At 44.9% G+C, this 22,039-nt stretch carries 23 protein-coding genes and 3 tRNA genes; 17 read left to right on the top strand and 9 right to left on the bottom strand.

What is annotated here, in order from left to right:
• Positions 1-44: 44 nt before the first annotated feature.
• Positions 45-134: transfer RNA gene (locus HMPREF9065_RS07195), tRNA-Ser, on the bottom strand.
• Positions 135-232: 98 nt separating this feature from the next.
• Complete coding sequence (gene rne / locus HMPREF9065_RS07200) at positions 233-3,091, bottom strand: ribonuclease E (protein WP_021615569.1); 2,859 nt, start codon at positions 3,089-3,091, stop codon at positions 233-235.
• A gap of 466 nt (positions 3,092-3,557) precedes the next feature.
• Here rne and rluC point away from each other — a divergent pair, with 466 nt between their 5' ends.
• Positions 3,558-4,517 carry a 23S rRNA pseudouridine(955/2504/2580) synthase RluC gene (gene rluC, locus HMPREF9065_RS07205; RefSeq protein WP_033002430.1) on the top strand — a complete coding sequence of 320 codons (960 nt, stop codon included), beginning with the start codon at positions 3,558-3,560 and terminating at the stop codon, positions 4,515-4,517.
• A 169-nt stretch (positions 4,518-4,686) separates the two neighbouring features.
• Positions 4,687-6,057, top strand: a complete 1,371-nt coding sequence (locus tag HMPREF9065_RS07210; RefSeq protein WP_021615567.1) for a patatin-like phospholipase family protein — start codon at positions 4,687-4,689, stop codon at positions 6,055-6,057.
• Between the two features lie 47 nt (positions 6,058-6,104).
• Here the strand turns inward: HMPREF9065_RS07210 and HMPREF9065_RS07215 are convergent.
• Both HMPREF9065_RS07215 and HMPREF9065_RS07220 read right to left on the bottom strand, forming a co-directional pair.
• Positions 6,105-6,181, bottom strand: a tRNA-Arg gene (locus HMPREF9065_RS07215).
• A gap of 33 nt (positions 6,182-6,214) precedes the next feature.
• Positions 6,215-6,291, bottom strand: a tRNA-Pro gene (locus HMPREF9065_RS07220).
• Between the two features lie 159 nt (positions 6,292-6,450).
• Between HMPREF9065_RS07220 and folD the strand changes: the two genes are divergently transcribed.
• Positions 6,451-7,311 carry a bifunctional methylenetetrahydrofolate dehydrogenase/methenyltetrahydrofolate cyclohydrolase FolD gene (gene folD / locus HMPREF9065_RS07225; RefSeq protein ID WP_021615566.1) on the top strand — a complete coding sequence of 287 codons (861 nt, stop codon included), beginning with the start codon at positions 6,451-6,453 and terminating at the stop codon, positions 7,309-7,311.
• A gap of 92 nt (positions 7,312-7,403) precedes the next feature.
• Here the strand turns inward: folD and asd are convergent, their stop codons facing one another.
• Positions 7,404-8,516 (bottom strand): aspartate-semialdehyde dehydrogenase, encoded by a 1,113-nt coding sequence (gene asd / locus HMPREF9065_RS07230; protein ID WP_021615565.1) that lies wholly within the window; start codon positions 8,514-8,516, stop codon positions 7,404-7,406.
• A 219-nt stretch (positions 8,517-8,735) separates the two neighbouring features.
• On the opposite strand from asd, the gene dapF reads away from it, so the two are divergent.
• From dapF to HMPREF9065_RS07245, 3 genes are read left to right on the top strand one after another with little or no spacing between them, the layout of a single operon-like run.
• Positions 8,736-9,560 (top strand): diaminopimelate epimerase, encoded by an 825-nt coding sequence (gene dapF, locus HMPREF9065_RS07235; RefSeq protein ID WP_021615563.1) that lies wholly within the window; start codon positions 8,736-8,738, stop codon positions 9,558-9,560.
• Positions 9,561-9,576: 16 nt separating this feature from the next.
• Positions 9,577-10,467 (top strand): tyrosine recombinase XerC, encoded by an 891-nt coding sequence (xerC, locus tag HMPREF9065_RS07240; protein WP_021615562.1) that lies wholly within the window; start codon positions 9,577-9,579, stop codon positions 10,465-10,467.
• 56 nt (positions 10,468-10,523) lie between these two features.
• The gene (locus HMPREF9065_RS07245) at positions 10,524-11,594 is read left to right on the top strand and encodes an ABC transporter ATP-binding protein (RefSeq protein ID WP_021615561.1); all 1,071 of its coding nucleotides are present in this window, start codon (positions 10,524-10,526) and stop codon (positions 11,592-11,594) included.
• A 111-nt stretch (positions 11,595-11,705) separates the two neighbouring features.
• Here the strand turns inward: HMPREF9065_RS07245 and dusC are convergent, their stop codons facing one another.
• The 4 genes from dusC to rph form a co-directional block, all read right to left on the bottom strand.
• The gene (gene dusC / locus HMPREF9065_RS07250) at positions 11,706-12,644 is read right to left on the bottom strand and encodes a tRNA dihydrouridine(16) synthase DusC (RefSeq protein ID WP_033002425.1); all 939 of its coding nucleotides are present in this window, start codon (positions 12,642-12,644) and stop codon (positions 11,706-11,708) included.
• A gap of 3 nt (positions 12,645-12,647) precedes the next feature.
• Positions 12,648-13,508, bottom strand: coding sequence for a co-chaperone DjlA (djlA, locus tag HMPREF9065_RS07255; protein ID WP_021615559.1), 861 nt, complete (start codon positions 13,506-13,508; stop codon positions 12,648-12,650).
• Between the two features lie 83 nt (positions 13,509-13,591).
• Positions 13,592-14,236: an orotate phosphoribosyltransferase gene (pyrE, locus tag HMPREF9065_RS07260; protein ID WP_021615558.1), complete on the bottom strand. Its 645-nt coding sequence runs from the start codon at positions 14,234-14,236 to the stop codon at positions 13,592-13,594.
• 10 nt (positions 14,237-14,246) lie between these two features.
• Positions 14,247-14,963 (bottom strand): ribonuclease PH, encoded by a 717-nt coding sequence (gene rph, locus HMPREF9065_RS07265; RefSeq protein WP_021615557.1) that lies wholly within the window; start codon positions 14,961-14,963, stop codon positions 14,247-14,249.
• A gap of 119 nt (positions 14,964-15,082) precedes the next feature.
• Here rph and HMPREF9065_RS07270 point away from each other — a divergent pair, with 119 nt between their 5' ends.
• The 11 genes from HMPREF9065_RS07270 to rpsC all read left to right on the top strand — a co-directional run bounded on the left by HMPREF9065_RS07270 (position 15,083) and on the right by rpsC (position 22,027).
• Positions 15,083-15,946, top strand: coding sequence for a YicC/YloC family endoribonuclease (locus HMPREF9065_RS07270; protein WP_021615556.1), 864 nt, complete (start codon positions 15,083-15,085; stop codon positions 15,944-15,946).
• A gap of 28 nt (positions 15,947-15,974) precedes the next feature.
• Entirely contained in the window at positions 15,975-16,862 is an 888-nt protein-coding gene (locus HMPREF9065_RS07275) for a CAF17-like 4Fe-4S cluster assembly/insertion protein YgfZ (protein WP_021615555.1), read from the top strand.
• Positions 16,862-17,710 carry a patatin-like phospholipase family protein gene (locus tag HMPREF9065_RS07280; RefSeq protein WP_021615554.1) on the top strand — a complete coding sequence of 283 codons (849 nt, stop codon included), beginning with the start codon at positions 16,862-16,864 and terminating at the stop codon, positions 17,708-17,710. Before HMPREF9065_RS07275 ends, HMPREF9065_RS07280 begins: the two co-directional genes overlap by 1 nt.
• A gap of 234 nt (positions 17,711-17,944) precedes the next feature.
• A complete protein-coding gene (gene rpsJ, locus HMPREF9065_RS07285) occupies positions 17,945-18,256 on the top strand; it encodes a 30S ribosomal protein S10 (protein ID WP_001181005.1) in 312 nt (103 codons plus the stop codon).
• 16 nt (positions 18,257-18,272) lie between these two features.
• On the top strand, positions 18,273-18,899 hold the full coding sequence (gene rplC / locus HMPREF9065_RS07290; protein WP_005545484.1) for a 50S ribosomal protein L3: 627 nt from the start codon (positions 18,273-18,275) through the stop codon (positions 18,897-18,899).
• Positions 18,900-18,914: 15 nt separating this feature from the next.
• Entirely contained in the window at positions 18,915-19,517 is a 603-nt protein-coding gene (gene rplD / locus HMPREF9065_RS07295) for a 50S ribosomal protein L4 (RefSeq protein ID WP_005556240.1), read from the top strand.
• Positions 19,514-19,816, top strand: a complete 303-nt coding sequence (rplW, locus tag HMPREF9065_RS07300) for a 50S ribosomal protein L23 (protein ID WP_005701885.1) — start codon at positions 19,514-19,516, stop codon at positions 19,814-19,816. The genes rplD and rplW overlap by 4 nt, the downstream gene beginning before the upstream one ends.
• A gap of 20 nt (positions 19,817-19,836) precedes the next feature.
• A complete protein-coding gene (gene rplB, locus HMPREF9065_RS07305) occupies positions 19,837-20,658 on the top strand; it encodes a 50S ribosomal protein L2 (protein WP_021615553.1) in 822 nt (273 codons plus the stop codon).
• A 25-nt stretch (positions 20,659-20,683) separates the two neighbouring features.
• Entirely contained in the window at positions 20,684-20,959 is a 276-nt protein-coding gene (gene rpsS, locus HMPREF9065_RS07310) for a 30S ribosomal protein S19 (protein WP_005539416.1), read from the top strand.
• Positions 20,960-20,969: 10 nt separating this feature from the next.
• Positions 20,970-21,302, top strand: a complete 333-nt coding sequence (rplV, locus tag HMPREF9065_RS07315; RefSeq protein WP_005539363.1) for a 50S ribosomal protein L22 — start codon at positions 20,970-20,972, stop codon at positions 21,300-21,302.
• Positions 21,303-21,319: 17 nt separating this feature from the next.
• Positions 21,320-22,027 carry a 30S ribosomal protein S3 gene (gene rpsC / locus HMPREF9065_RS07320; protein ID WP_005715746.1) on the top strand — a complete coding sequence of 236 codons (708 nt, stop codon included), beginning with the start codon at positions 21,320-21,322 and terminating at the stop codon, positions 22,025-22,027.
• The last annotated feature ends 12 nt before the right edge of the window (positions 22,028-22,039 follow it).

Raw genomic sequence — 22,039 nt, 5'->3', positions numbered from 1 at the left:
TAACAAAAAAGCGCTAAGTAAAAACTTAGCGCCTTTTCTGAATATGGCGGAGGAACTGGGATTCGAACCCAGGGAGGGCGTAAACCCTCGCCGGTTTTCAAGACCGGTGCCTTCAACCGCTCGACCATTCCTCCGTGTGTTGAAGTGACGTGAATAATACGGACTCTTGCTATTTAAGTCAAGCAGTTAAATAAAAGAAATCATTTAACTGCTTTATTTTCAGTCGATAGTATTATTTTACTTCCGCCCTCGTCGGCTCCGCATAAACATGGCTGATGGCCATGTGATGACCTGCTGCGCCTTTTCCGTAGAAATAATAACGCGATTTTGTCCATTCAGTGATTGGATAAGCAGCGATTGGCGTATCCGAGGCTTTGGCTAATGTCGCCTCTGCTTTGGTATGCGCGACTGTAGAGAATGTTCCAATTCGTCCGTTGAACACATAAGTGCGGTCGGTTTCAGCCATGAATTTCACCTCATGTGCCGTTTTCGGCTCGACCTGTTCAGCTACTGCCGCAGTAGGTTCTGACGTCACGTTATGATTTAAACGTTCTAAAGACGCTTGAATTTTCTTCTCAACAGAATCATTTGCCGGCTGAGCAATAAATTCAGTTAATGGTTGAACGTCATTTTTAGCTTTCTCAACAATCATATCCAAGGCTGGCACAGTAAGGCTCTTCTCGGTTTCTGCACTTGATTGATTTTGTTGTTCAAGTAGCTCATCAACAGATAAGAACGCATTTTCTTTTTCTTTCGGTTGATTGACTTGCGTCATATCGATCCAAACTTTACCGCTGGCAAGCTCCGGAGATGCCACTGCAGCAAATAACGGCATAGGTGATTTTTCTTGTGGACGACGACGGCGTTGATTATTTACACGTAAATGACGTGGTAAACGACGTTGACGAGCATTATCACGACTGCGTTCAGGTTCATTTGAGACATCAGCTGCATTTGTCGAAATCACAGGCGCTTCTACATGGCGAGGTTCATTGATGTTTTCAGCAAGTGCCATATTTTCTTCTTGCGGTATTGGATTGTCCGTGGCTTCGTCATAAACACGAACTTTTTTGTGTAAATCTCGACGTTGACGACGTTGTGTTGGTTCAGCCTTTTCTTCGTTAACCGGCGCAGAAATGCTAGATTTAACGATTTCTTCAGTGACCTCAGGTTTTCGGCTGCGCTTATTATTGCGTTCTTGATTACGACTTTTAATCTCAGATTTATCTGCACTTTGCTCTTCAATCACGTTTTCCGTATTTTCGTTGCGAACACGACGGTTGTTACGACGATCTTGATTGCGACGATTACGGTTATTCATGTTTCTGTTGTTTGGGCGAGCTTTTTTGTTTTTCTCTTCCGGTTTTGGCTCAGACGCAAATAAACCTTTTAATGCAGCGAATAAACGGCTTAACAACGATGGCGCTTTGGGTTCTTTGCGCTCAATCGGTGCCGGTGCTGGCATTGTAATGGCCAAAGAAACTGCCGCACTTTCCACTGCCGGTGTTTCAGCCGGTGTTGCTTCAATATTACGAGAAACCAACGATTCCTCAGCAGCAAAGGTTTCATCTTGATCTTGATGTAATTTTGCCAAATTGTAGCTTAACTCATTCACTTCTTCGCCATCACGAACACGGAACACACTAAAGTTCGGTGTTTCCATCGCTTCGTTTGGTACCACGATAATATCGACATCATGGCGTTTTTCGATGCTATGAATGGCTTTACGTTTTTCGTTTAATAAGTAAGACGCGATTTGTACCGGAACGATGGTGTGAACCTGTTTGGTATTTTCTTTTAATGCTTCTTCTTCCAATAAACGCAAGATAGAAAGTGAAAGTGATTCGTTATCACGGATTTTACCGGTGCCTTGGCAACGCGGGCAGACGTGATGAGAGGATTCACCTAATGACGGACTCAAACGTTGGCGTGACATTTCCAACAAACCAAAGCGGGAAATGCGGCTAATTTGAATACGTGCGCGATCTTGGCGTACGGCATCGCGAATGCGATTTTCCACTTCACGTTGATGGCGAACCGGTGTCATGTCGATGAAGTCAATCACAATTAAACCACCCAGGTCGCGTAAACGAAGTTGACGCGCAATTTCATCTGCGGCTTCAAGGTTAGTGTTTAATGCGGTTTCTTCGATATCGCCACCACGGGTAGAACGTGCGGAGTTAATATCAATGGCTGTCAACGCTTCAGTGGCGTCAATGACAATAGAACCACCGGAAGGTAAACGCACTTCACGTTGGAAAGCGGATTCAATTTGGGATTCGATTTGATAATGACTGAACAGCGGTACTTCGCCTTGATACAATTTCACGCGATTAATGAAATCCGGACGCACTAATTTGATGTGTGCTTTCGCTTTTTCATAGACTTTCGGGCTATCAATCAGAATTTCGCCGATGTCACGACGCAAATAGTCGCGAATCGCACGCACGATAACATCACTTTCTTGATGAATTAAGAATGGTGCAGGGCGGCTTTCTGAGGCTTGTTTGATCGCCTCCCAATGGTGTAATAGCACTTTTAAGTCCCATTGCAATTCTTCCGGCGATTTACCTACACCGGCGGTACGTACGATTAAGCCGATACCTTCAGGCACATCCAAAGAGCTCAAGGCATCTTTTAATTCCAAACGTTCATCGCCCTCAATGCGACGAGAAATGCCACCTGCACGAGGGTTGTTTGGCATGATCACTAAATAACTTCCTGCCAAGGAAATAAAGGTTGTTAACGCAGCACCTTTATTGCCACGTTCTTCTTTGTTCACTTGAACAATAACTTCTTGTCCTTCAGAAATAATATCGCGAATATTCGGACGGCCTTGATAGACATAATCCGCCGGGAAATATTCACGTGCAATTTCTTTTAACGGTAAAAAACCGTGACGTTCTGCGCCATAATCCACAAAAGCGGCTTCTAAACTCGGCTCAACGCGAGTGATTTTCCCTTTGTAAATATTGGCTTTTTTCTGTTCGTGACCAGGACTTTCGATGTCCAAGTCAAATAAGCGTTGTCCATCGACTAACGCAACGCGCAACTCTTCTTTTTGAGTTGCGTTGATTAACATTCTTTTCATTCGTTTTCTCTTTTATCGAAAGGGTTTTATGCCCTAAAAATACGTCATCAAAAATGACCGCACTTTGCTTAGTCGCCGACCTCGTGTCTGTCGCAGAATGTCCGTCTTCCCGACTGTCATCTGCTGGGTGCATTGGCAACCTTATTCACACTCATATCATCTTGATATGTGAATAAAAACAAAACCGGTTAAAAAATGGTTTGCAAGCAGTCGCTCATATTGATGGTTAAAAATCATTGCAATAACAACGTCTTATGCCGAATGCTGCATTGTATTCTATCAATGATAACCTGTTTATTTTAAAGCCTTTTTTATGACTCAAAAAGGCGCATTATTATCGCTTGAATGGGGATTTTTAGCAAGGCGTTTCAGCCTTTTGGGACGATTCTTTGCAACATTCAAACTCGCCGTGCAATATGCTATGATGCACGCCAATTTTTCTGTAAAAGATCGTAATAAACACAAGATGAATGAAAAAGTAGTTAACCCGAACGTGCAATTTCTCACCATAAGCGATGATGAAGCCGGTCAGCGATTAGATAATTTTCTCCTTGCGCGCTTAAAAGGCGTACCTAAAAGCTTGATTTATCGCATTGTACGCAAAGGCGAAGTGAGAGTGAATAAAGGCAGAAGCAAGCCGGAGTATAAATTACAAGCCGAGGATGTGGTGCGAATTCCGCCAGTGCGTGTGGCAGAAAAAGCACAGGACACCGTTTCTCATAAACTCACCAAAGTCGCCCAATTAGAACAACACATTATTTTTGAAGACAATTACTTATTGGTGCTTAATAAGCCTTCCGGTATTGCCGTACATGGGGGCAGTGGGCTTGATTTTGGCGTGATTGAGGCATTACGCGCGCTTCGTCCGGAGGCTCGTTTCTTGGAATTGGTTCACCGCTTGGATCGTGACACCTCGGGGATTTTATTGGTAGCGAAAAAGCGTTCTGCTTTACGTCATTTACATGAGCAGTTGCGTGAAAAAACGATCCAAAAGGATTATTTGGCGTTGGTGCGTGGTCAGTGGCAATCACACTGTAAAGTGGTGCAGGTACCGCTATTGAAAAATGAGCTGTCGAGCGGCGAGCGCATTGTGAAAGTCAGTGAACAAGGTAAACCGTCTGAAACCCGTTTTTCCGTGGAAGAGCGTTACGTAAATGCCACGTTGGTGAAAGCATCACCGGTAACAGGGCGAACCCATCAAATCCGCGTACATACGCAATATGCAGGACATCCCATTGCTTTAGATAGTAAATATGGCGACAAAGTATTCGATCAACAAATGGCGGAATTGGGCTTGAATCGTTTATTCTTGCATGCTTATTCTATTCGTTTTGAGCATCCGCACAGTGGTGAAACGTTACGTTTAACGGCACAGTTGGATGAGAAAATGAAAGGGATCTTAAAACGATTGCGAGAGATGAAGTAAAGTGCGGTGGATTTTCCGTGTATTTTGAGAATCCTGAAAAAAATGACTGCACTTTTGCCGGATTGATCACATTTCTTAAAGAAAAACGGCAGAAAAATTGACCGCACTTCCCCCCTTAGCTGTCAGCGTTGTAGAATCAATCTTATCCCACCCAAGTCAAGGATAGGTTATGAAACGGATGACGCTTCTTTTAAATCGAACCTTACTGGCCAGTAGTATGGCATTGCTCACGGCGTGCCATTCCATCCTTTACCAACCCGCGAAAACCCTCACGCAAATTGATCCGCAACAGGGTTACCGTTTGGAAAAGGCTATGCAACAAGCGCTGGAAAAAGAAAATTTAGTGATTGTCACTTTTTCCGGTGGTGGTTCACGGGCGGCGTCTTTGGGATATGGCGTACTAGAACAGTTTCAGCAGACAGCGGTACGCCCAACAGAAAAAGGCGATACGTTGTTACAAAATATTGATGTGGTGTATGGTGTTTCCGGCGGTTCGGTATTGGCGGCTTATTTTGCCTTGGAGGGGCAAAAGACGATCCCTAAATTTAAGGAATTTTTTCTCAAGAAAAATTTCCAAAAAAAAGTCATTAACGAAGTGTTTTCTTTGAGCAATGTGCCTCGGCTGACGTCGCCGCAATTCGGGCGGAGCGATTTATTGCAAGAGCAACTGAATTTGGCGTTATATCATGGGAAGACGTTTGCCGATTTGGCGCAGCAGCGTAAAGGGCCGTTTGCCGTGATTAACGCGACTGATATGACAGCAGGACAGAAAGTGTCGTTTACGCAAGACTTCTTTGATTGGCTTTGCGTGGATTTGAATGATATTGAAATTGCGCGTGCGGTGGCGGCATCCAGTGCAGTGCCGTTGATTTTTTCACCAATAACACTGAATAATCATGGTGGCTTTTGCCATGCTGAAAGTAAAAAAGCGTTTCTGATGCAAACGCAGCCACACAATCATTTATCGTTAAGCTATTTTAATGCCATGCAAAAGCGGTTAGCACGTTATCAAACAAGTACGGAACGCCCTTATTTACATTTAGTGGATGGTGGTTTAACGGATAATTTAGGACTAGTCAGTTTGTTGGACGTGTCGAATTTGCTGAGTATGCGCAAACTCTATTCAGAACTCAAAAAATCGCATTTACGCCATATCATTGTGGTGAGTGTGAATGCGCAAAATGAACGAACCCCGCTTATTGATAAATCGGCAGAGGTGCCGAGTGCAAGAGACGTGGTGAATGCCGTGATTAATGTACCGATTGATAAGGCGACAGAATCGACCGTGCAATATTCACAAGCATTTGTAAATCAATGGAATGCCTATGCTAAACGCCAAAAGGGCGCAAAAATTCACATTTATTTTGTGAATTTAAGCTTAAAAGATTTGCCGGAGGGGCAACTAAAAAAAGACGTATTAAATATTGGAACATCCTTTTATTTGCCGGAATCTGATGTGGATAAGTTACGTGAGGCTGCCAAGATTTTGTTAATGCAATCGAAGGCCTATCATGCTGCATTAAATGCATTACAACAGTGAGACGGATGCGATGGGATCAGCAAAGTGCGGTGGATGTTGAGGGTAAATGGCACGCCCTAAAGGATTCGAACCTTTGACCCACGCCTTAGAAGGGCGTTGCTCTATCCAGCTGAGCTAAGGGCGCATTATAAAAGGAATCATAAAGAAGTAGAGAGAGTGGTCGGCGAGATAGGATTTGAACCTACGACCCACTGGTCCCAAACCAGTTGCGCTACCAAACTGCGCTACTCGCCGAAAAGATGTGTAGCATTATAGTTTTCTTTCTTATTCAGTCAATAAGTTTTTTTTATTTTGCCATTGAATGCCTAAATTTATTGCAATCCGGCTTACATAAAAGGGGCTTTTCTGACAAAATAGCAAACGTTTGTATTTTCTTTTTCATCGGAGACGCCAATGACCGCTCAAATTATTTCCGGAACGCAATTAGCCAGTCAAATTAAATCGAATGTGGCTCAACAAATTTCACAGTATGTCACTCAGGGAAAACGCGCGCCGGGCTTAGCTGTAATTTTGGTCGGGGCGGATCCTGCCTCACAAGTGTATGTGGGCAGCAAACGGAAAAGCTGTGCTGAAATCGGTATCGTATCAAAATCCTATGATTTACCGGAAACCACAACGGAACAGGCGTTATTGGAACTGATTGAAGAGTTGAATCAAGATGCCGAGGTTGATGGCATTTTGGTGCAGTTGCCGTTGCCGAAACACATTGATAGCACCAAAGTGATTGAGCAAATTTCCCCGGAAAAAGATGTGGACGGTTTTCATCCTTACAATGTTGGGCGGTTATGTCAACGTATTCCCACATTGCGCGCGTGTACTCCTTACGGCGTGATGAAATTACTGGAAACCACCGGCATTTCTTTCTATGGCAAACACGCGGTGATCGTGGGCGCTTCTAATATTGTCGGTCGTCCGATGGCACTTGAATTGCTGTTAGCCGGTTGCACCGTGACCGTAACACACCGTTTCACCGAAGATTTGGCGAGTCATATTCGTCAAGCGGATATTTTAGTAGTCGCGGTAGGCAAACCGAAATTTATTAAAGGTGAATGGATTAAAGAGGGCGCGGTGGTGGTGGATGTAGGCATTAACCGCCTTGAGGGTAAACTTGTGGGCGATGTGGAATTTGATGTGGCGGCACAGCGCGCGTCCTATATTACTCCGGTGCCGGGGGGCGTGGGCCCGATGACGGTGGCGATGTTGATGCAAAACACCCTTTCCGCGTATGAAAAACAACAGGGCGACGCAGCGTAGCGTAGCATCTTCCTTAAAAAAGACATAAAAAATCCACCGCACTTTAAATCGATTTTACATCGGAAGTGCGGTGGATTTTTTCATTGTTTATTTTAGGCAGTCAACTGCACCAAAATACGACGAATCGGCTCTGCCGCGCCCCATAATAATTGGTCGCCCACGCTGAACGCTGCGAGGTATTCCGGCCCCATATTGAGCTTACGTAAACGACCGACCGGAACGCTTAATGTGCCGGTCACTTTGGTTGGTGTTAATTCGCGCAATGTGGTTTCTTTGTCGTTCGGAATCACTTTCACCCATTCATTGTGAGAGGCTAAAATTTGCTCGATTTCCGCTAACGGAATATCGCATTTCAATTTAATGGTGAACGCTTGGCTGTGGCAACGTAAAGCCCCAATACGCACGCATAAACCATCAACCGGAATTGGGTTGTCGCTTAAGCCAAGAATTTTGTTGGTTTCTGCGTAACCTTTCCATTCTTCTTTGGTTTGTCCGTTTTCCCAAAGTTTATCAATCCATGGAATCAAGCTGCCGGCTAATGGTGCGCCGAAGTTATCAATTGGGAAATCGCTGTTGCGCATTTTTGCTGTTACGGCTCGTTCAATATCTAAAATAGAAGAATGCGGTTGTGCCAATAACGCTTTGACTTCGCCATTGAGTTCACCCATTTGCACCAACAACTCACGCATATTTTTAGCGCCTGCACCACTGGCGGCTTGGTAAGTTGCCACGGAAATCCATTCCACTAAATCCTGTTTAAATAGACCGCCTAACGCCATTAACATCAGGCTCACCGTACAGTTACCGCCCACATAGGTTTTTATGCCGTTTTTCAAGCCTTCGCTAATCACGTGTTGGTTTACCGGATCTAAGACGATGATGGCGTCTTTTTCCATACGCAATGCAGAGGCGGCATCCACCCAATAGCCATCCCAGCCGGTGGCTTTTAATTTCGGATACACGTCATTGGTGTAATCACCGCCTTGGCAAGTGACAACAATGTCTAATTTTTTCAATTCGTTAATATCAAACGCATCTTTCAATGTGCCTGCGTCTTTGCCGGCAAAAGTCGGTGCCGCTTGACCGGCTTGAGAAGTGGTAAAGAAAACCGGATTGATGTTCGCAAAGTCATTTTCTTGCTGCATACGTTCCATTAAAACGGAACCCACCATTCCGCGCCAACCGATAAAACCCACGTTTTTCATAAATGTATCCTTTATTAGAGAAAATTTGAGGAATTAATTAATAGCAAGAGATCACGCTCAAAAGCAAGTATTTTTCCGATATTTTTTTGTTATTAAAAATAATTGAAAAATAGACCGCACTTTGTTTTTCATTTCTATCGATAATGGAACGAATGGCTCGAGTGAAAGTGGTGCCTTGTGTGTTATAATTCCGCAAAATTCATTTATTTAAGGATAACTATGCAATTTTCTAAAATGCACGGACTCGGCAATGATTTTATGGTGGTGGATGCGGTTACGCAGAACGTTTATTTTCCTGCCGACACCATTAAACGTTTAGCCGATCGTCATCGTGGCATTGGTTTTGATCAGTTGTTGGTGGTGGAGCCGCCTTATGATCCCGAATTGGATTTTCATTATCGTATTTTTAATGCGGACGGCAGTGAAGTGGCGCAATGTGGTAATGGTGCTCGTTGTTTTGCCCGTTTTGTGACGCTTAAAGGCTTAACCAACAAAAAAGATATCGCCGTCAGTACACAAAACGGCAAAATGGTGTTGACCGTTAAGGAAGACGACAACGTGCGTGTGAACATGGGCGAACCCATTTGGGAGCCGAATAAAATTCCATTTACCGCCAATAAATTCGAGAAAAATTATATTTTGCGCACGGAAATTCAAACGGTACTCTGTGGCGCGGTATCCATGGGGAATCCCCATTGTGTGGTGCAGGTGGATGATATTCACACGGCTAACGTAGCGCAGCTCGGGCCATTACTTGAAAACCATGAGCGTTTTCCTGAACGGGTGAATGCCGGTTTTATGCAGGTGGTGAACCGCAAACATATTAAATTACGCGTACATGAGCGCGGCGCGGGCGAAACCCAAGCCTGCGGTAGCGGTGCTTGTGCGGCAGTCGCTGTGGGGATTATGCAAGGCGTATTGGACAATGACGTGCAGGTGGATTTGCCCGGCGGCAGTTTGCTGATTGAATGGCAAGGCGAAGGGCATCCGCTGTATATGACCGGTAGCGCCACTCACGTCTATGACGGCGTGATTTATCTCTAATGGTTGATCATCTGCGATGCAAAACGAACTGCAAAAATACCTGACTTACTTGCGCATTGAACGTCAAGTGAGCCCTCATACGCTGACCAACTATCAGCATCAGTTGGTGCGCGTTATCGCCATTTTGCAGGACGCCGGTATTCAACAATGGCAGCAAGTCACACCAAGTGTGGTGCGCTATGTGTTGGCTCAAAGCAGTAAACAGGATGGCCTAAAAGAAAAAAGCTTAGCGTTACGCCTTTCTGCGTTGCGCCGCTTTTTTAGTTATTTGGTGTATCAAGGGCAGCTCAAGGTGAATCCGGCTGTGGGCGTTTCCGCGCCTAAGCAACCCAAACATTTACCCAAAAACATCGATACGGATCAAATTCAGCTATTACTTGCCAACGACAGCAAAGAGCCCATTGATATCCGCGATCGCGCCATGATTGAATTGTTTTACAGCTCCGGTTTGCGTTTGTCGGAATTGCAAGGATTGAACTTAAACAGCATTAATCTTCGCGTGCGTGAAGTCCGGGTGATTGGTAAAGGGAACAAAGAGCGTATTGTGCCACTGGGACGTTATGCTTCCCACGCCATTCAACAATGGCTCAAAGTGCGGTTGTTATTTAACCCAAAAGACGACGCGTTGTTTGTCAGTCAGTTGGGGAATCGCATGTCCACGCGCACGATTCAAATGCGCTTGGAACGCTGGGGCATTCGACAAGGGTTGAATAGCCATTTGAATCCGCATAAACTCCGCCACTCTTTTGCCACCCATATGTTGGAAGCCAGTTCCGATTTACGCGCGGTGCAAGAATTACTCGGACACAGTCATTTATCGACAACGCAAATTTATACGCACTTAAATTTTCAACATTTAGCAGACGTGTATGATGCGGCGCATCCGCGTGCCAAACGGAAAAAATAAGAGAAACGTCATGAAATTTTACCGCACTTTCAGTGCGACTTAATGGATTTTCACCAATGAACACAACTCAAAAATCTCTCCCTTTGTTACAAATCCACTGCCTCAATAAACATTTTGGGCAGACGCGCGTACTACGCGATATTTCCCTTGAATTGCACTGTGGAGAAATCTTGTTTTTGCTCGGCGCTTCCGGTTGTGGAAAAACGACTTTGCTACGCGCTATTGCCGGTTTTGAACAACCTGATAACGGTGAAATTTACCTAAAAGAGCGGTTGATTTTTGGCGCAAATTGCAATATTCCACCGCAACAGCGTCGGCTAGGTTATGTGGTGCAAGAAGGAGTGTTATTTCCACACTTGAATGTGTATCGCAATATTGCTTACGGGTTGGGCGATGGCAAAGGTCGCTCCCCGGAAGAACGACAACGCATTGACGAAGTAATGGCGCTTACCGGCATTTGTGTACTCGCCGACCGTTTTCCACACCAACTTTCCGGTGGGCAACAACAACGTGTCGCCTTGGCACGCGCCATTGCGCCAAATCCTGAACTAATTTTATTGGATGAGCCGTTCAGTGCCTTAGATGAACATCTGCGTCAACAAATCCGTCATGATATGTTGCAAGCACTTCGCCAAAGTGGTACTTCCGCCATTTTTGTCACCCATGATCGCGACGAGGCTTTGCGTTATGCCGATAAAATCGCTGTGTTGCAAAATGGAGAAATCTTACAAATCGCGAATCCGCGTACGCTTTATTGGTCACCACAACACCTTTCCACTGCCACCTTTATCGGCGAAAGCATTGTGTTGCCGGCAACCTTAAATTCACCTTCAACAGCGCATTGCCAATTAGGTGACATTGCCGTGATAGACAAAAGCCAAGGGCAACAACGCGGCACGTTACTTCTTCGTCCGGAACAATTCAGCCTGTTAAAAACACCGCAAAATCCGACCGCACTTTTTAACGCAGTGGTAAAAAACGTAGAATTCAAAGGCAAAATTACGGCGATTCGTCTTGAAATAAACGGGTTCGACATTGAGTTAGAGGAACACCATGGCATTGAGTTGTATGTAGGAGATGAGGTTGACGTTTATTTATATGGCACAGGCTTGTTTTATGGGGAATAAGTGTTGGCTTTATGGCGGTTGCAATTTACGTTGTAGGCAAAAAAAGCGCTATTAATGAGCACATGAGTTAAAAAGTGCGGTGCATTTTTTAGTTATTTTTCAAACATCAAGCTATCCCAGGTACGTTTTCAACAACACCCTTAACTCATCCCCATCATGGCACCGCTTCACCACCTCGAACAACGCGGTGGCTTCTTCATATTCACATTTTAAATACTGTAGCCATTGCTTAATGCGCGCCACGTGGTAAAAACCGCTGTCGTGGCAATTTTCTAATGTGGCGTATTTGCGCAGAATCGGCATGATTTCAGCCCAGCTTAACGGCGCGTCATTATGTTTTAGCACACGGCTTAAATTAGGCATATTAAGCGCCCCACGACCAACCATTAAATCTTCACAGCCGGTTATTTCTAAGCATCGTTGCCCATCTTCCCAACGCCAAATTTCGCCATTGGCGATCACAGGAATATGGAGTTTTTGGCGGATTTCACCAATTTTTTGCCAGTTGATACGATCAGCGCGATAACCATCCGCTTTAGTCCTGCCGTGAATGGCAATTTCGGCCGCGCCGCCTTGTTGCACCGCATCCGCAATATCAAAAGCAAAATCGATGGAATCCCAGCCTAAGCGCACTTTAACACTCACTGCCTGTTCTGGTGGTACAGCTTGACGAATGGCTTTGGTGGCTTGGTAAATAAGTTCAGGTTGCTTTAACAAAGAGGCGCCACCGTTGCTGCCGTTGACGGTTTTCGACGGGCAGCCACAGTTTAAATCAACACCGTGGGAACCTAATTGAATGGCGAGTTCGGCATTTTCCGCCAGCCATTGAGGATGTTGTCCGAGCAATTGCACACGTACCGGCGTACCGCTTGGCGTACAGCCTTGTTGGTGCAATTCAGGGCAAAGGCGATAAAACACTTTCGGCGGGAGGCGTTGATCCACCACACGGACAAATTCGGAAATGCACAAATCGTAATCGTTCACTTCCGTTAATAATTGACGCACGAGAGGATCAAGCACGCCCTGCATCGGGGCTAAAATGACGCGCAAAGGTTATTTCCAGCCTTTGGCTTTGCAAATCAAGTCGTATGCGGCTTGAATTTGCTGGGTTTTCTCTTTCGCCATTTCCATCATTTCCGGTGGCAACCCTTTTGCCACTAATTTATCCGGATGATTTTCATTCATTAAACGACGATAGGCACGTTTCACTGTGGGCTGATCGTCTGTCGCGCTGACACCAAGCACTTGATAAGCATCGTTTAAGGTCGGGCCGGAAGAAGATTGCGATTGCTGTTGATAGCCGCCTTGGGAGCCGGAATGTTGCTCGTAGTAGCCGCCTTGTTGATAGAAACCGCCGCGTGCAAAATGACGCGCCGCCATTTCCATTGCCAACATTTGCTCAAATTGAACGCGGGATAAGCCCAGTTCTTCGGCAACAATAAACAGCACGTCTTTTTCATTGTCATGTAAATGATCGTCAGAAAAGGCGGCTTGAATTTGCACGGATAAAAATGCCCTCAATAAATCCGCACGTTGTCCGCACCCCAGACGAAATTCGCGAATCACCTGACGAATCGGGAAATCTGCCTGTTTGCCACGGTTAAATGCCTCTTGCGCTAAACGGCGACCGGCATCGTCTAGTTGCATTTGGTCCATTAAATGGGTCGCTAACAGAATGTCATTCTCCGTCACACGTCCTTTGGCTTTGCTTAAATGTCCCAACACCGCAAAGGTGGTTTGCATAAACAACAGTTGACGGGTGGTTTTCGTTTTGAAGAAAGAAGAATTGACTGTGCCCAGTTCATACAGTTTTTTGTCTGCAAGATGGCCAAGAAACACTCCCGCCAACATGCCAAAAAAACCGCCCAATCGAAAGCCGATTAAGGCACCTAAAAATTTCCCAATAAAATTCATTGTCGCTCCGTTAGGGTCAAAAAAGTGCGGTGGATTTTCTCAGCAAATTGAAAAACGCGTGCAAAAACAACCGCACTTTCGCTTTATTTAATGCCGTATTGCTCACGATAAGCGCGCATTGCCGGTAAATATTGTTGGTATTCCGGTTGAGTTTCAATGAACGCCATCAAATCGGCAAAATCAATGATAGATAACACGTTGCATTGGTAATCGCGCTCGACTTCTTGAATCGCAGACAGCTCACCGTTACCACGCTCTTGACGGTTTAAAGCAATCAATACCGCGCTTAATTGCGCTTCATTGGCTTGAATAATTTGCATGGATTCACGAATTGCCGTGCCGGCAGTGATCACATCATCCACCAACAACACCTTGCCGCGCAACGGACTACCGATTAAATTGCCGCCCTCGCCGTGATCTTTGGTTTCTTTGCGGTTAAAGCATACCGGTTTATTGATGTCAAAGCGGTTGAATAACGCAATGGATACCGCAGTGGCAATGGGAATGCCTTTGTACGCCGGGCCAAAAATCATGTCGTATTGCAAACCGGCATCTTGTAAGGCTGCCGCATAAAATTCACCTAAACGGGCAAGATCGGCACCTTGGTTAAACAAACCTGCGTTAAAAAAATAAGGGCTAATGCGACCAGATTTCAAGGTGAACTCGCCAAATTTTAAAACCTGACGGGCAAGGGCGAATTCAATAAACTGTTGTTTATAGTTTTCCATCTTCCAATCCTTATTCTGCCAATGCCGCACGTTGGATTTGGAAAATGACCTCACAGCCTTGTTTAGCCAGATCTAATAAGGTTAATAATTCCTCATGGCTGAACGGTTCGCCTTCCGCAGTGCCTTGCACTTCAATCATGCGGCCGTCTTCCATCATGACCACATTCATGTCTGTTTCTGCGGCGGAATCTTCCACATATTCCAAATCACATACCGCATCGCCGTTTACAATGCCGACAGAAATGGCCGCCACCAAGCCTTTTAATGGATTTTTGCTCAATGTGCCGTTTGCCACCAAGCCGTTCAACGCATCACATAACGCCACGCAAGCGCCGGTAATGGAGGCGGTACGTGTACCGCCGTCCGCTTGGATCACATCACAATCTAAGGTCACACAACGTTCACCAAGGGCTTCCAAATCCACCATGGCGCGTAAGGAACGGGCAATTAAACGTTGAATTTCCAAAGTACGGCCGCCTTGTTTGCCTTTTGCCGCTTCACGTTGCATACGGCTGTGGGTAGAACGTGGCAACATGCCGTATTCCGCGGTGACCCAACCTTGTCCCAGTCCTTTTAAAAAGCGCGGCACGCCGTCTTCTACGGTGGCAGTACACAACACTTTGGTATCGCCAAATTCCACCAGCACGGAACCTTCTGCGTGTTTGGTGTAATGACGGGTGATTTTAATCGGGCGGGTTTGGTTGTTGGCACGTTGATTCGGACGCATGAAAAATTCCTCGTTAAGCAATAAAAAAATCGCGCCATTTTAGCACGCAAACTGACAGAAACGAAATTTGGCAGTACAATAGCACGCAAATTTTAGCGCCTAAAAATGAAGGAATTATTATGATTTATAGCATGACGGCATTCGCCAGTTTGGAAATCAAAAAAGACTGGGGAAACGCAGTTTGGGAAATCCGTTCGGTCAATCAACGTTATTTAGAAACCTTTTTCCGCCTGCCGGAACAATTCCGCAGTTTAGAAAACACCTTACGCGAAACACTGCGCCAAAAACTTACCCGCGGCAAAATTGAATGTACCTTGCGAATTGATAACAAAAAGCAAGCCTCAACGGAATTGCACATTAACCAAGAACTCGCCACGCAAGTATTGCAATCTTTGCAATGGCTAAAACGGCAAGCAGGCGAAGGTGAGCTCAATTTAACCGATGTATTACGCTATCCGGGCGTAGTGGAAGTGCCGGAACAGGATGTGGATTTAATCAGCCAAGATTTATTGGCGGCGTTTGAGCAAGTGGTCGAGGAATTTATCGCTATGCGTCAACGTGAAGGGGAAAAAATCCACACGTTACTGACACAACGCCTTGACGCCATCAATGAAGAACAGCAAAAAGTGCGGTCCAAAATGCCGGAGATTTTACAATGGCAACGCGAGCGCATGTTGCAACGCTTTGAAGAAGTGCAACTGCAACCGGATCCACAACGTTTAGAACAAGAGCTGATTATGTTGGCGCAACGCATTGATGTCGCCGAAGAATTGGATCGTTTGCAATTACACGTGAAAGAAACGCAAAACATTCTGCGCAAAGGCGGTGCGGTGGGACGCAAGCTGGATTTCATGATGCAAGAGCTCAACCGCGAATCCAATACTTTGGCGTCCAAGTCCATCAATGTTGATGTGACCAATTCCGCTATTGAGCTGAAAGTGTTAATAGAGCAAATGCGCGAACAAATTCAAAATCTTGAGTAATTGATTGATATTTTTTAAGGAAAGTACGATGGCCTATTCCCTTTTAACGGCACAACAAGATGACATTATTTGCCCGTTAACGCACTACTCGCTGATTCAAATTGAAGGCACGGAGGCGGAAAAATATTTACAGGGGCAACTCACTTGCGATGTCACTAAGTTAGCAGTTGGCGAATCCACGCTGACCGCCCATTGCGATCCAAAAGGCAAAATGAGCGCGCTGTTCCGTTTAATTCGTCAAGATGAACAGACCTTTTATATGCTGTTGAAAAGCGCATTATTGCCATCGGCGTTGGATCAGCTGAAAAAATATGCGGTATTTTCCAAAGTCACTTTCACGCTGTTAGATTGGCAAATTCTCGGCGCAGCCGGCACAAAAGCCATCGAAAAGTGCGGTCAATTTTCAGCGCAAATTCGCATTGACGTGAAGGCGCAACAACCGCGCATGATTTTACTCAATCCGACCCGTTTAGCCCTCGAACCTACCGTTGAAGCAGAGGCTTGGGATTTATTGGACATTCAAGATGGCATCCCTAGTTTGGCAGCCGCGACCCAATTAGAATTTATTCCTCAAGCGTTAAACCTACAAAGTATTGAACAGGCGATTTCCTTCCAAAAGGGTTGTTACATCGGGCAAGAAACCGTGGCGCGCGCCAAATATCGTGGCACCAATAAACGCGCTTTATTTATTTTCGCAGCACAAACACAAAGTCTGCCGGACATCGGTTCGGCATTGGAAATGGCACTCGGCGATAACTGGCGCGCCACGGGCACCATCACAAGTGCGGTCAATTTCCACGGTGTTTTGTGGTTACAAACCGTATTAAATACGCCGTTGGAAGAAGGTCAGGCGTTCCGCTTGCCGAATTGCCAAACCTTGCTCGACATGCAACTCTTGCCTTATGAGTTAAGCTAATGAAAGTCGGATTGGTATTAGAGGGCGGCGCCATGCGCGGGATGTTCACCGCCGGCGTGTTGGATGTCTTCTTGGATGAACAAATTCACATTGACGGCATTGTCAGCGTATCCGCCGGTGCATTGTTCGGTGTGAATTTTCCTTCTAAACAACGTGGCCGCGTGTTGCGCTACAACAAAAAATACCTCAACGACAAACGCTACATGGGATGGCACAGCCTGTTCACCACAGGCAATATCGTCAACAAAGAGTTCGCCTTTTATCAGCTACCTTTTGAATTGGACGTCTTCGATCAAGCAGCATTCGCCCGTTCCGGTATCGACTTTTATACGGTGTTAACCAACGTGGAAAGCGGCGAAGCGGAATATGTGAAAATCCACGATGCCTTTGAGCAAATGGAAACCCTGCGTGCCACCTCCGCCATGCCTTTCGTGTCAAAAATGGTGGAAATCAACGGCAAAAAATATTTAGACGGTGGCATTGCAGACAGTATTCCGTTGCGTTTCTGTCAACAGTTGGGCTACGACAAAATCATCGTCATTCTCACCCGACCGTTGGATTACCGCAAAACGCCGACCAATCCGCTGATTTTTAATGCTTTTTATCGCCGTTACCCTAAACTGATCGAACGCCTGAACAACCGCTATGCCGACTATAACCGTGCAGTGGAAGACGTCATTCGTCTTAACGAACAAGGCGAGATTTTTGTTATTCGCCCTTCTGTTACGCTGCCTATTCGCCGTATTGAAAAAGATGTCGCCAAAGTGCAGGCAATGTATGACTTAGGGGTGAAAGATGCAAAAACGGTGATACCGGCATTAAAACGGTATTTATCAGAGCCGTTTTAGAAGATAACACTTGCGGAGAGTCTTATCTTTTAGTAGAATTCACGGGCTTTAATTATAGAAGCCGTTTAATGTAATCATTTATTAAACGAGTATTACAATAGGTAATACTAACAATGTCTCCGATTTGGGGACTATATAACAGGTAGCTTGCACCTCCTTTTCTTGTTGTTTTGATGTGAGAATTGTGATGGTGTTAGTTTTTTTATTAGCTAAATTTATTGGAGCTCTGGTCTCATGCAGAACCAAAGAATCCGTATCCGCCTTAAAGCGTTTGATCATCGTTTGATCGATCAATCCACAGCGGAGATCGTTGAAACAGCTAAACGTACCGGTGCGCAAGTGCGTGGTCCGATTCCTTTACCAACTCGTAAAGAGCGTTTCACAGTATTGATTTCTCCACACGTAAATAAAGATGCGCGTGACCAATATGAAATCCGTACTCACAAACGTTTAGTTGATATTGTTGAGCCAACAGAAAAAACTGTTGATGCTTTAATGCGTTTAGACTTGGCTGCCGGCGTTGACGTGCAGATCAGCCTAGGTTAATTAAGAGGTTATTACAATGATTGGTTTAGTCGGTCGTAAAGTCGGTATGACCCGTATCTTCAATGAAGATGGCGTGTCTGTACCGGTTACCGTTATCGAAATCGAAGCCAACCGCGTAACTCAAGTTAAAACTCTTGAAAACGATGGCTATACTGCAGTTCAAGTTACCACTGGCTCTAAAAAAGCAAGTCGTGTAACGAAGCCTGAAGCGGGTCATTTCGTGAAAGCTGGCGTTGAAGCTGGTCGCGGTTTATGGGAATTTCGTACTGAAGGTGAAGAATTCACTTTAGGTCAAGAAATTAACGTTGACATCTTCGCAGATGTTAAAAAAGTTGATGTTACCGGTACTTCTAAAGGTAAAGGTTTCCAAGGTGGTGTTAAACGTTGGAACTTCCGTACTCAAGATGCTACCCATGGTAACTCTTTATCACATCGTGTTCTCGGTTCTATTGGTCAAAACCAAACCCCGGGTCGTGTGTTTAAAGGTAAAAAAATGGCAGGACACTTAGGTAATGAACGTGTAACCGTTCAATCCCTTGAAGTTGTTCGTGTAGATGCTGAGCGTAAATTGCTATTAGTAAAAGGTGCCGTTCCGGGTGCTACTGGTAGTGATGTTATCGTTAAGCCGGCAGTTAAAGCATAGGTCTAGGAGATAGAGATGGAATTACAAGTTGTTGGTGCTAATGCACTCACTGTTTCTGAAACTACCTTCGGCCGTGAGTTTAACGAAGCGTTGATTCACCAAGTTGTTGTTGCTTATGCAGCAGGTGCTCGTCAAGGCTCTCGTGCACAAAAAACTCGTGCTGAAGTGTCCGGTTCAGGTAAAAAACCTTGGCGTCAAAAAGGTACAGGTCGTGCTCGTTCCGGTGATATCAAATCACCAATTTGGCGTTCTGGTGGTGTGACTTTCGCAGCGAAACCACAAGATCACAGCCAAAAAGTGAACAAGAAAATGTACCGCGGTGCAATCAAGAGCATTCTTTCCGAGCTTGTTCGTCAAGATCGTTTAGTGGTTGTTGATAAATTTGAAATTGATGCACCAAAAACCAAAGTATTAGTACAAAAATTAAAAGAATTAGCACTTGAAGATGTGTTAATCATCACAGCAAGTTTAGATGAAAATCTGTTCTTGGCAGCACGTAACTTATACAAAGTAGATGTTCGTGATGCTCAAGGTATTGATCCGGTAAGTTTAATTGCTTTCGATAAAGTAGTTGTAACTGTGGATGCTGTGAAGCAAATTGAGGAGATGTTAGCATGAGTCAAGAACGTTTGCTAAAAGTGCTTAAAGCACCACATGTCTCTGAGAAAGCAACAAATAACGCTGAGAAGTCAAACACAATCGTTTTCAAAGTCGCTTTAGATGCGAACAAAGTAGAAATTGCTAATGCAGTAGAGCAACTTTTTGAAGTGAAAGTGGATTCTGTTCGTACCGTTGTGGTGAAAGGTAAAACTAAACGCCGTGGTGCTAAGATGGGACGTCGCAGTGACTGGAAAAAAGCTTATGTTACACTTCAAGAAGGACAATCTTTGGACTTCGTTGAAGGCGCAGCAGAGTAATTACGGAGGAGTAGAAGATAATGGCTATCGTTAAATGTAAGCCGACCTCCGCTGGTCGTCGTCATGTTGTTAAAGTTGTTAACCATGAATTGCACAAAGGTAAACCTTTCGCTGCGCTTTTAGATACTAAATCTAAAACTGGTGGTCGTAACAACTATGGTCGTATTACTACTCGTCACATCGGTGGCGGTCACAAACAACACTATCGTTTAATTGATTTTAAACGTAATAAATTAGACATTCCTGGTGTTGTTGAACGTTTAGAATACGATCCGAATCGTTCTGCAAATATTGCTTTAGTGCTTTATAAAGACGGTGAACGTCGTTATATCTTAGCACCTAAAGGTTTGGCTGCAGGTGATCAAATCCAAGCGGGTGCACATGCGCCAATTAAAGTTGGTAACTCATTACCAATGCGTAATATCCCGGTTGGTTCTACCGTACATAACGTTGAATTAAAACCAGGCAAGGGCGGTCAAATTGCTCGTTCAGCCGGTGCTTATGTACAGATCATTGCCCGTGAAGGTAACTATGTGACTTTACGTCTCCGTTCTGGTGAGATGCGTAAAGTATTAGCTGAATGTTCTGCCACCATTGGTGAAGTAGGCAACTCAGAGCACATGCTTCGCGTATTGGGTAAAGCCGGTGCCAACCGCTGGAGAGGTGTACGCCCTACAGTTCGTGGTACTGCAATGAACCCAGTAGATCACCCGCACGGTGGTGGTGAAGGTCGTAACTTTGGTAAACACCCAGTAACACCTTGGGGCGTTCAAACTAAAGGTAAGAAAACTCGCCATAACAAACGTACTGATAAATATATCGTGCGTCGTCGTGGTAAATAATTTTAATTAAATAAGAGGATAAGCCATGCCACGTTCTCTCAAGAAAGGTCCTTTCCTTGACCTACACTTGTTGAAGAAGGTAGAGAAGGCGGTGGAAAGCGGGGATAAAAAACCAATTAAAACTTGGTCCCGTCGTTCAATGATCATTCCATCAATGATTGGATTGACCATCGCAGTCCATAATGGTCGTCAGCATGTTCCTGTTTATGTTTCTGATGAAATGATCGGTCATAAATTAGGCGAATTTGCACCGACTCGTACTTACCGCGGTCACGCTGCGGACAAGAAAGCTAAGAAGTAAGGGGTAAAAGATGGAAACTATTGCAAAACATCGTTACGCTCGCACTTCAGCGCAAAAAGCTCGCTTAGTTGCGGATTTAATCCGTGGCAAGAAAGTTGCTCAAGCTCTAGAAATTCTTACTTACACGAATAAAAAAGCATCTGCTTTAGTGAAGAAAGTTCTTGAGTCAGCGATTGCTAATGCTGAGCACAATGACGGTGCAGATATCGATGATCTTAAAGTTGCGAAGATTTTCGTAGATGAAGGTCCAAGCATGAAACGTGTTATGCCACGTGCTAAAGGTCGTGCAGATCGTATTTTAAAACGTACAAGCCACATTACTGTGGTTGTGTCAGATCGTTAATAAGTAGAGGAATAACAATGGGTCAAAAAGTACATCCACATGGTATTCGCCTAGGTATTGTAAAACCTTGGAGCTCTACTTGGTTTGCGAATACACAAGACTTCGCTGACAATCTTGAAGGCGATTTCAAAGTACGTCAATTCTTAAATAAAGAATTAGCGAATGCTTCCGTTTCACGTATCACTATTGAACGTCCAGCGAAAAGTATTCGTGTAACTATTCACACAGCTCGCCCGGGTATCGTTATTGGTAAAAAAGGCGAAGATGTTGAAAAATTGCGTAATGCAGTGGCAAAAATCGCAGGCGTTCCAGCGCAAATCAACATTGCTGAAGTAAAAAAACCTGAATTAGATGCAAAATTAGTTGCAGACAGTATCGCTTCACAATTAGAACGTCGTGTTATGTTCCGTCGTGCTATGAAGAAAGCGGTACAAAACGCAATGCGTTTAGGCGCTAAAGGTATCAAAGTTGAAGTTAGCGGACGTTTGGGCGGTGCCGAAATTGCTCGTTCTGAATGGTATCGTGAAGGTCGTGTACCTCTACATACATTACGTGCGGACATCGACTATAACACTGCAGAAGCTCATACTACATACGGCGTAATCGGCGTTAAAGTATGGATCTTCAAAGGTGAGATTCTTGGTGGAATGGCTGCGCTAGCGCAACCGGAACAACAACCTGCCGACAAGCCTAAAAAGGCTCCGCGCGGTAAAGGTCGTAAGTAAGGAGAATCGCTA

This window comes from Aggregatibacter sp. oral taxon 458 str. W10330 (assembly GCF_000466335.1).
Lineage (GTDB): Bacteria > Pseudomonadota > Gammaproteobacteria > Enterobacterales > Pasteurellaceae > Aggregatibacter.
This window is presented reverse-complemented; position numbering and strand designations above follow the sequence as displayed.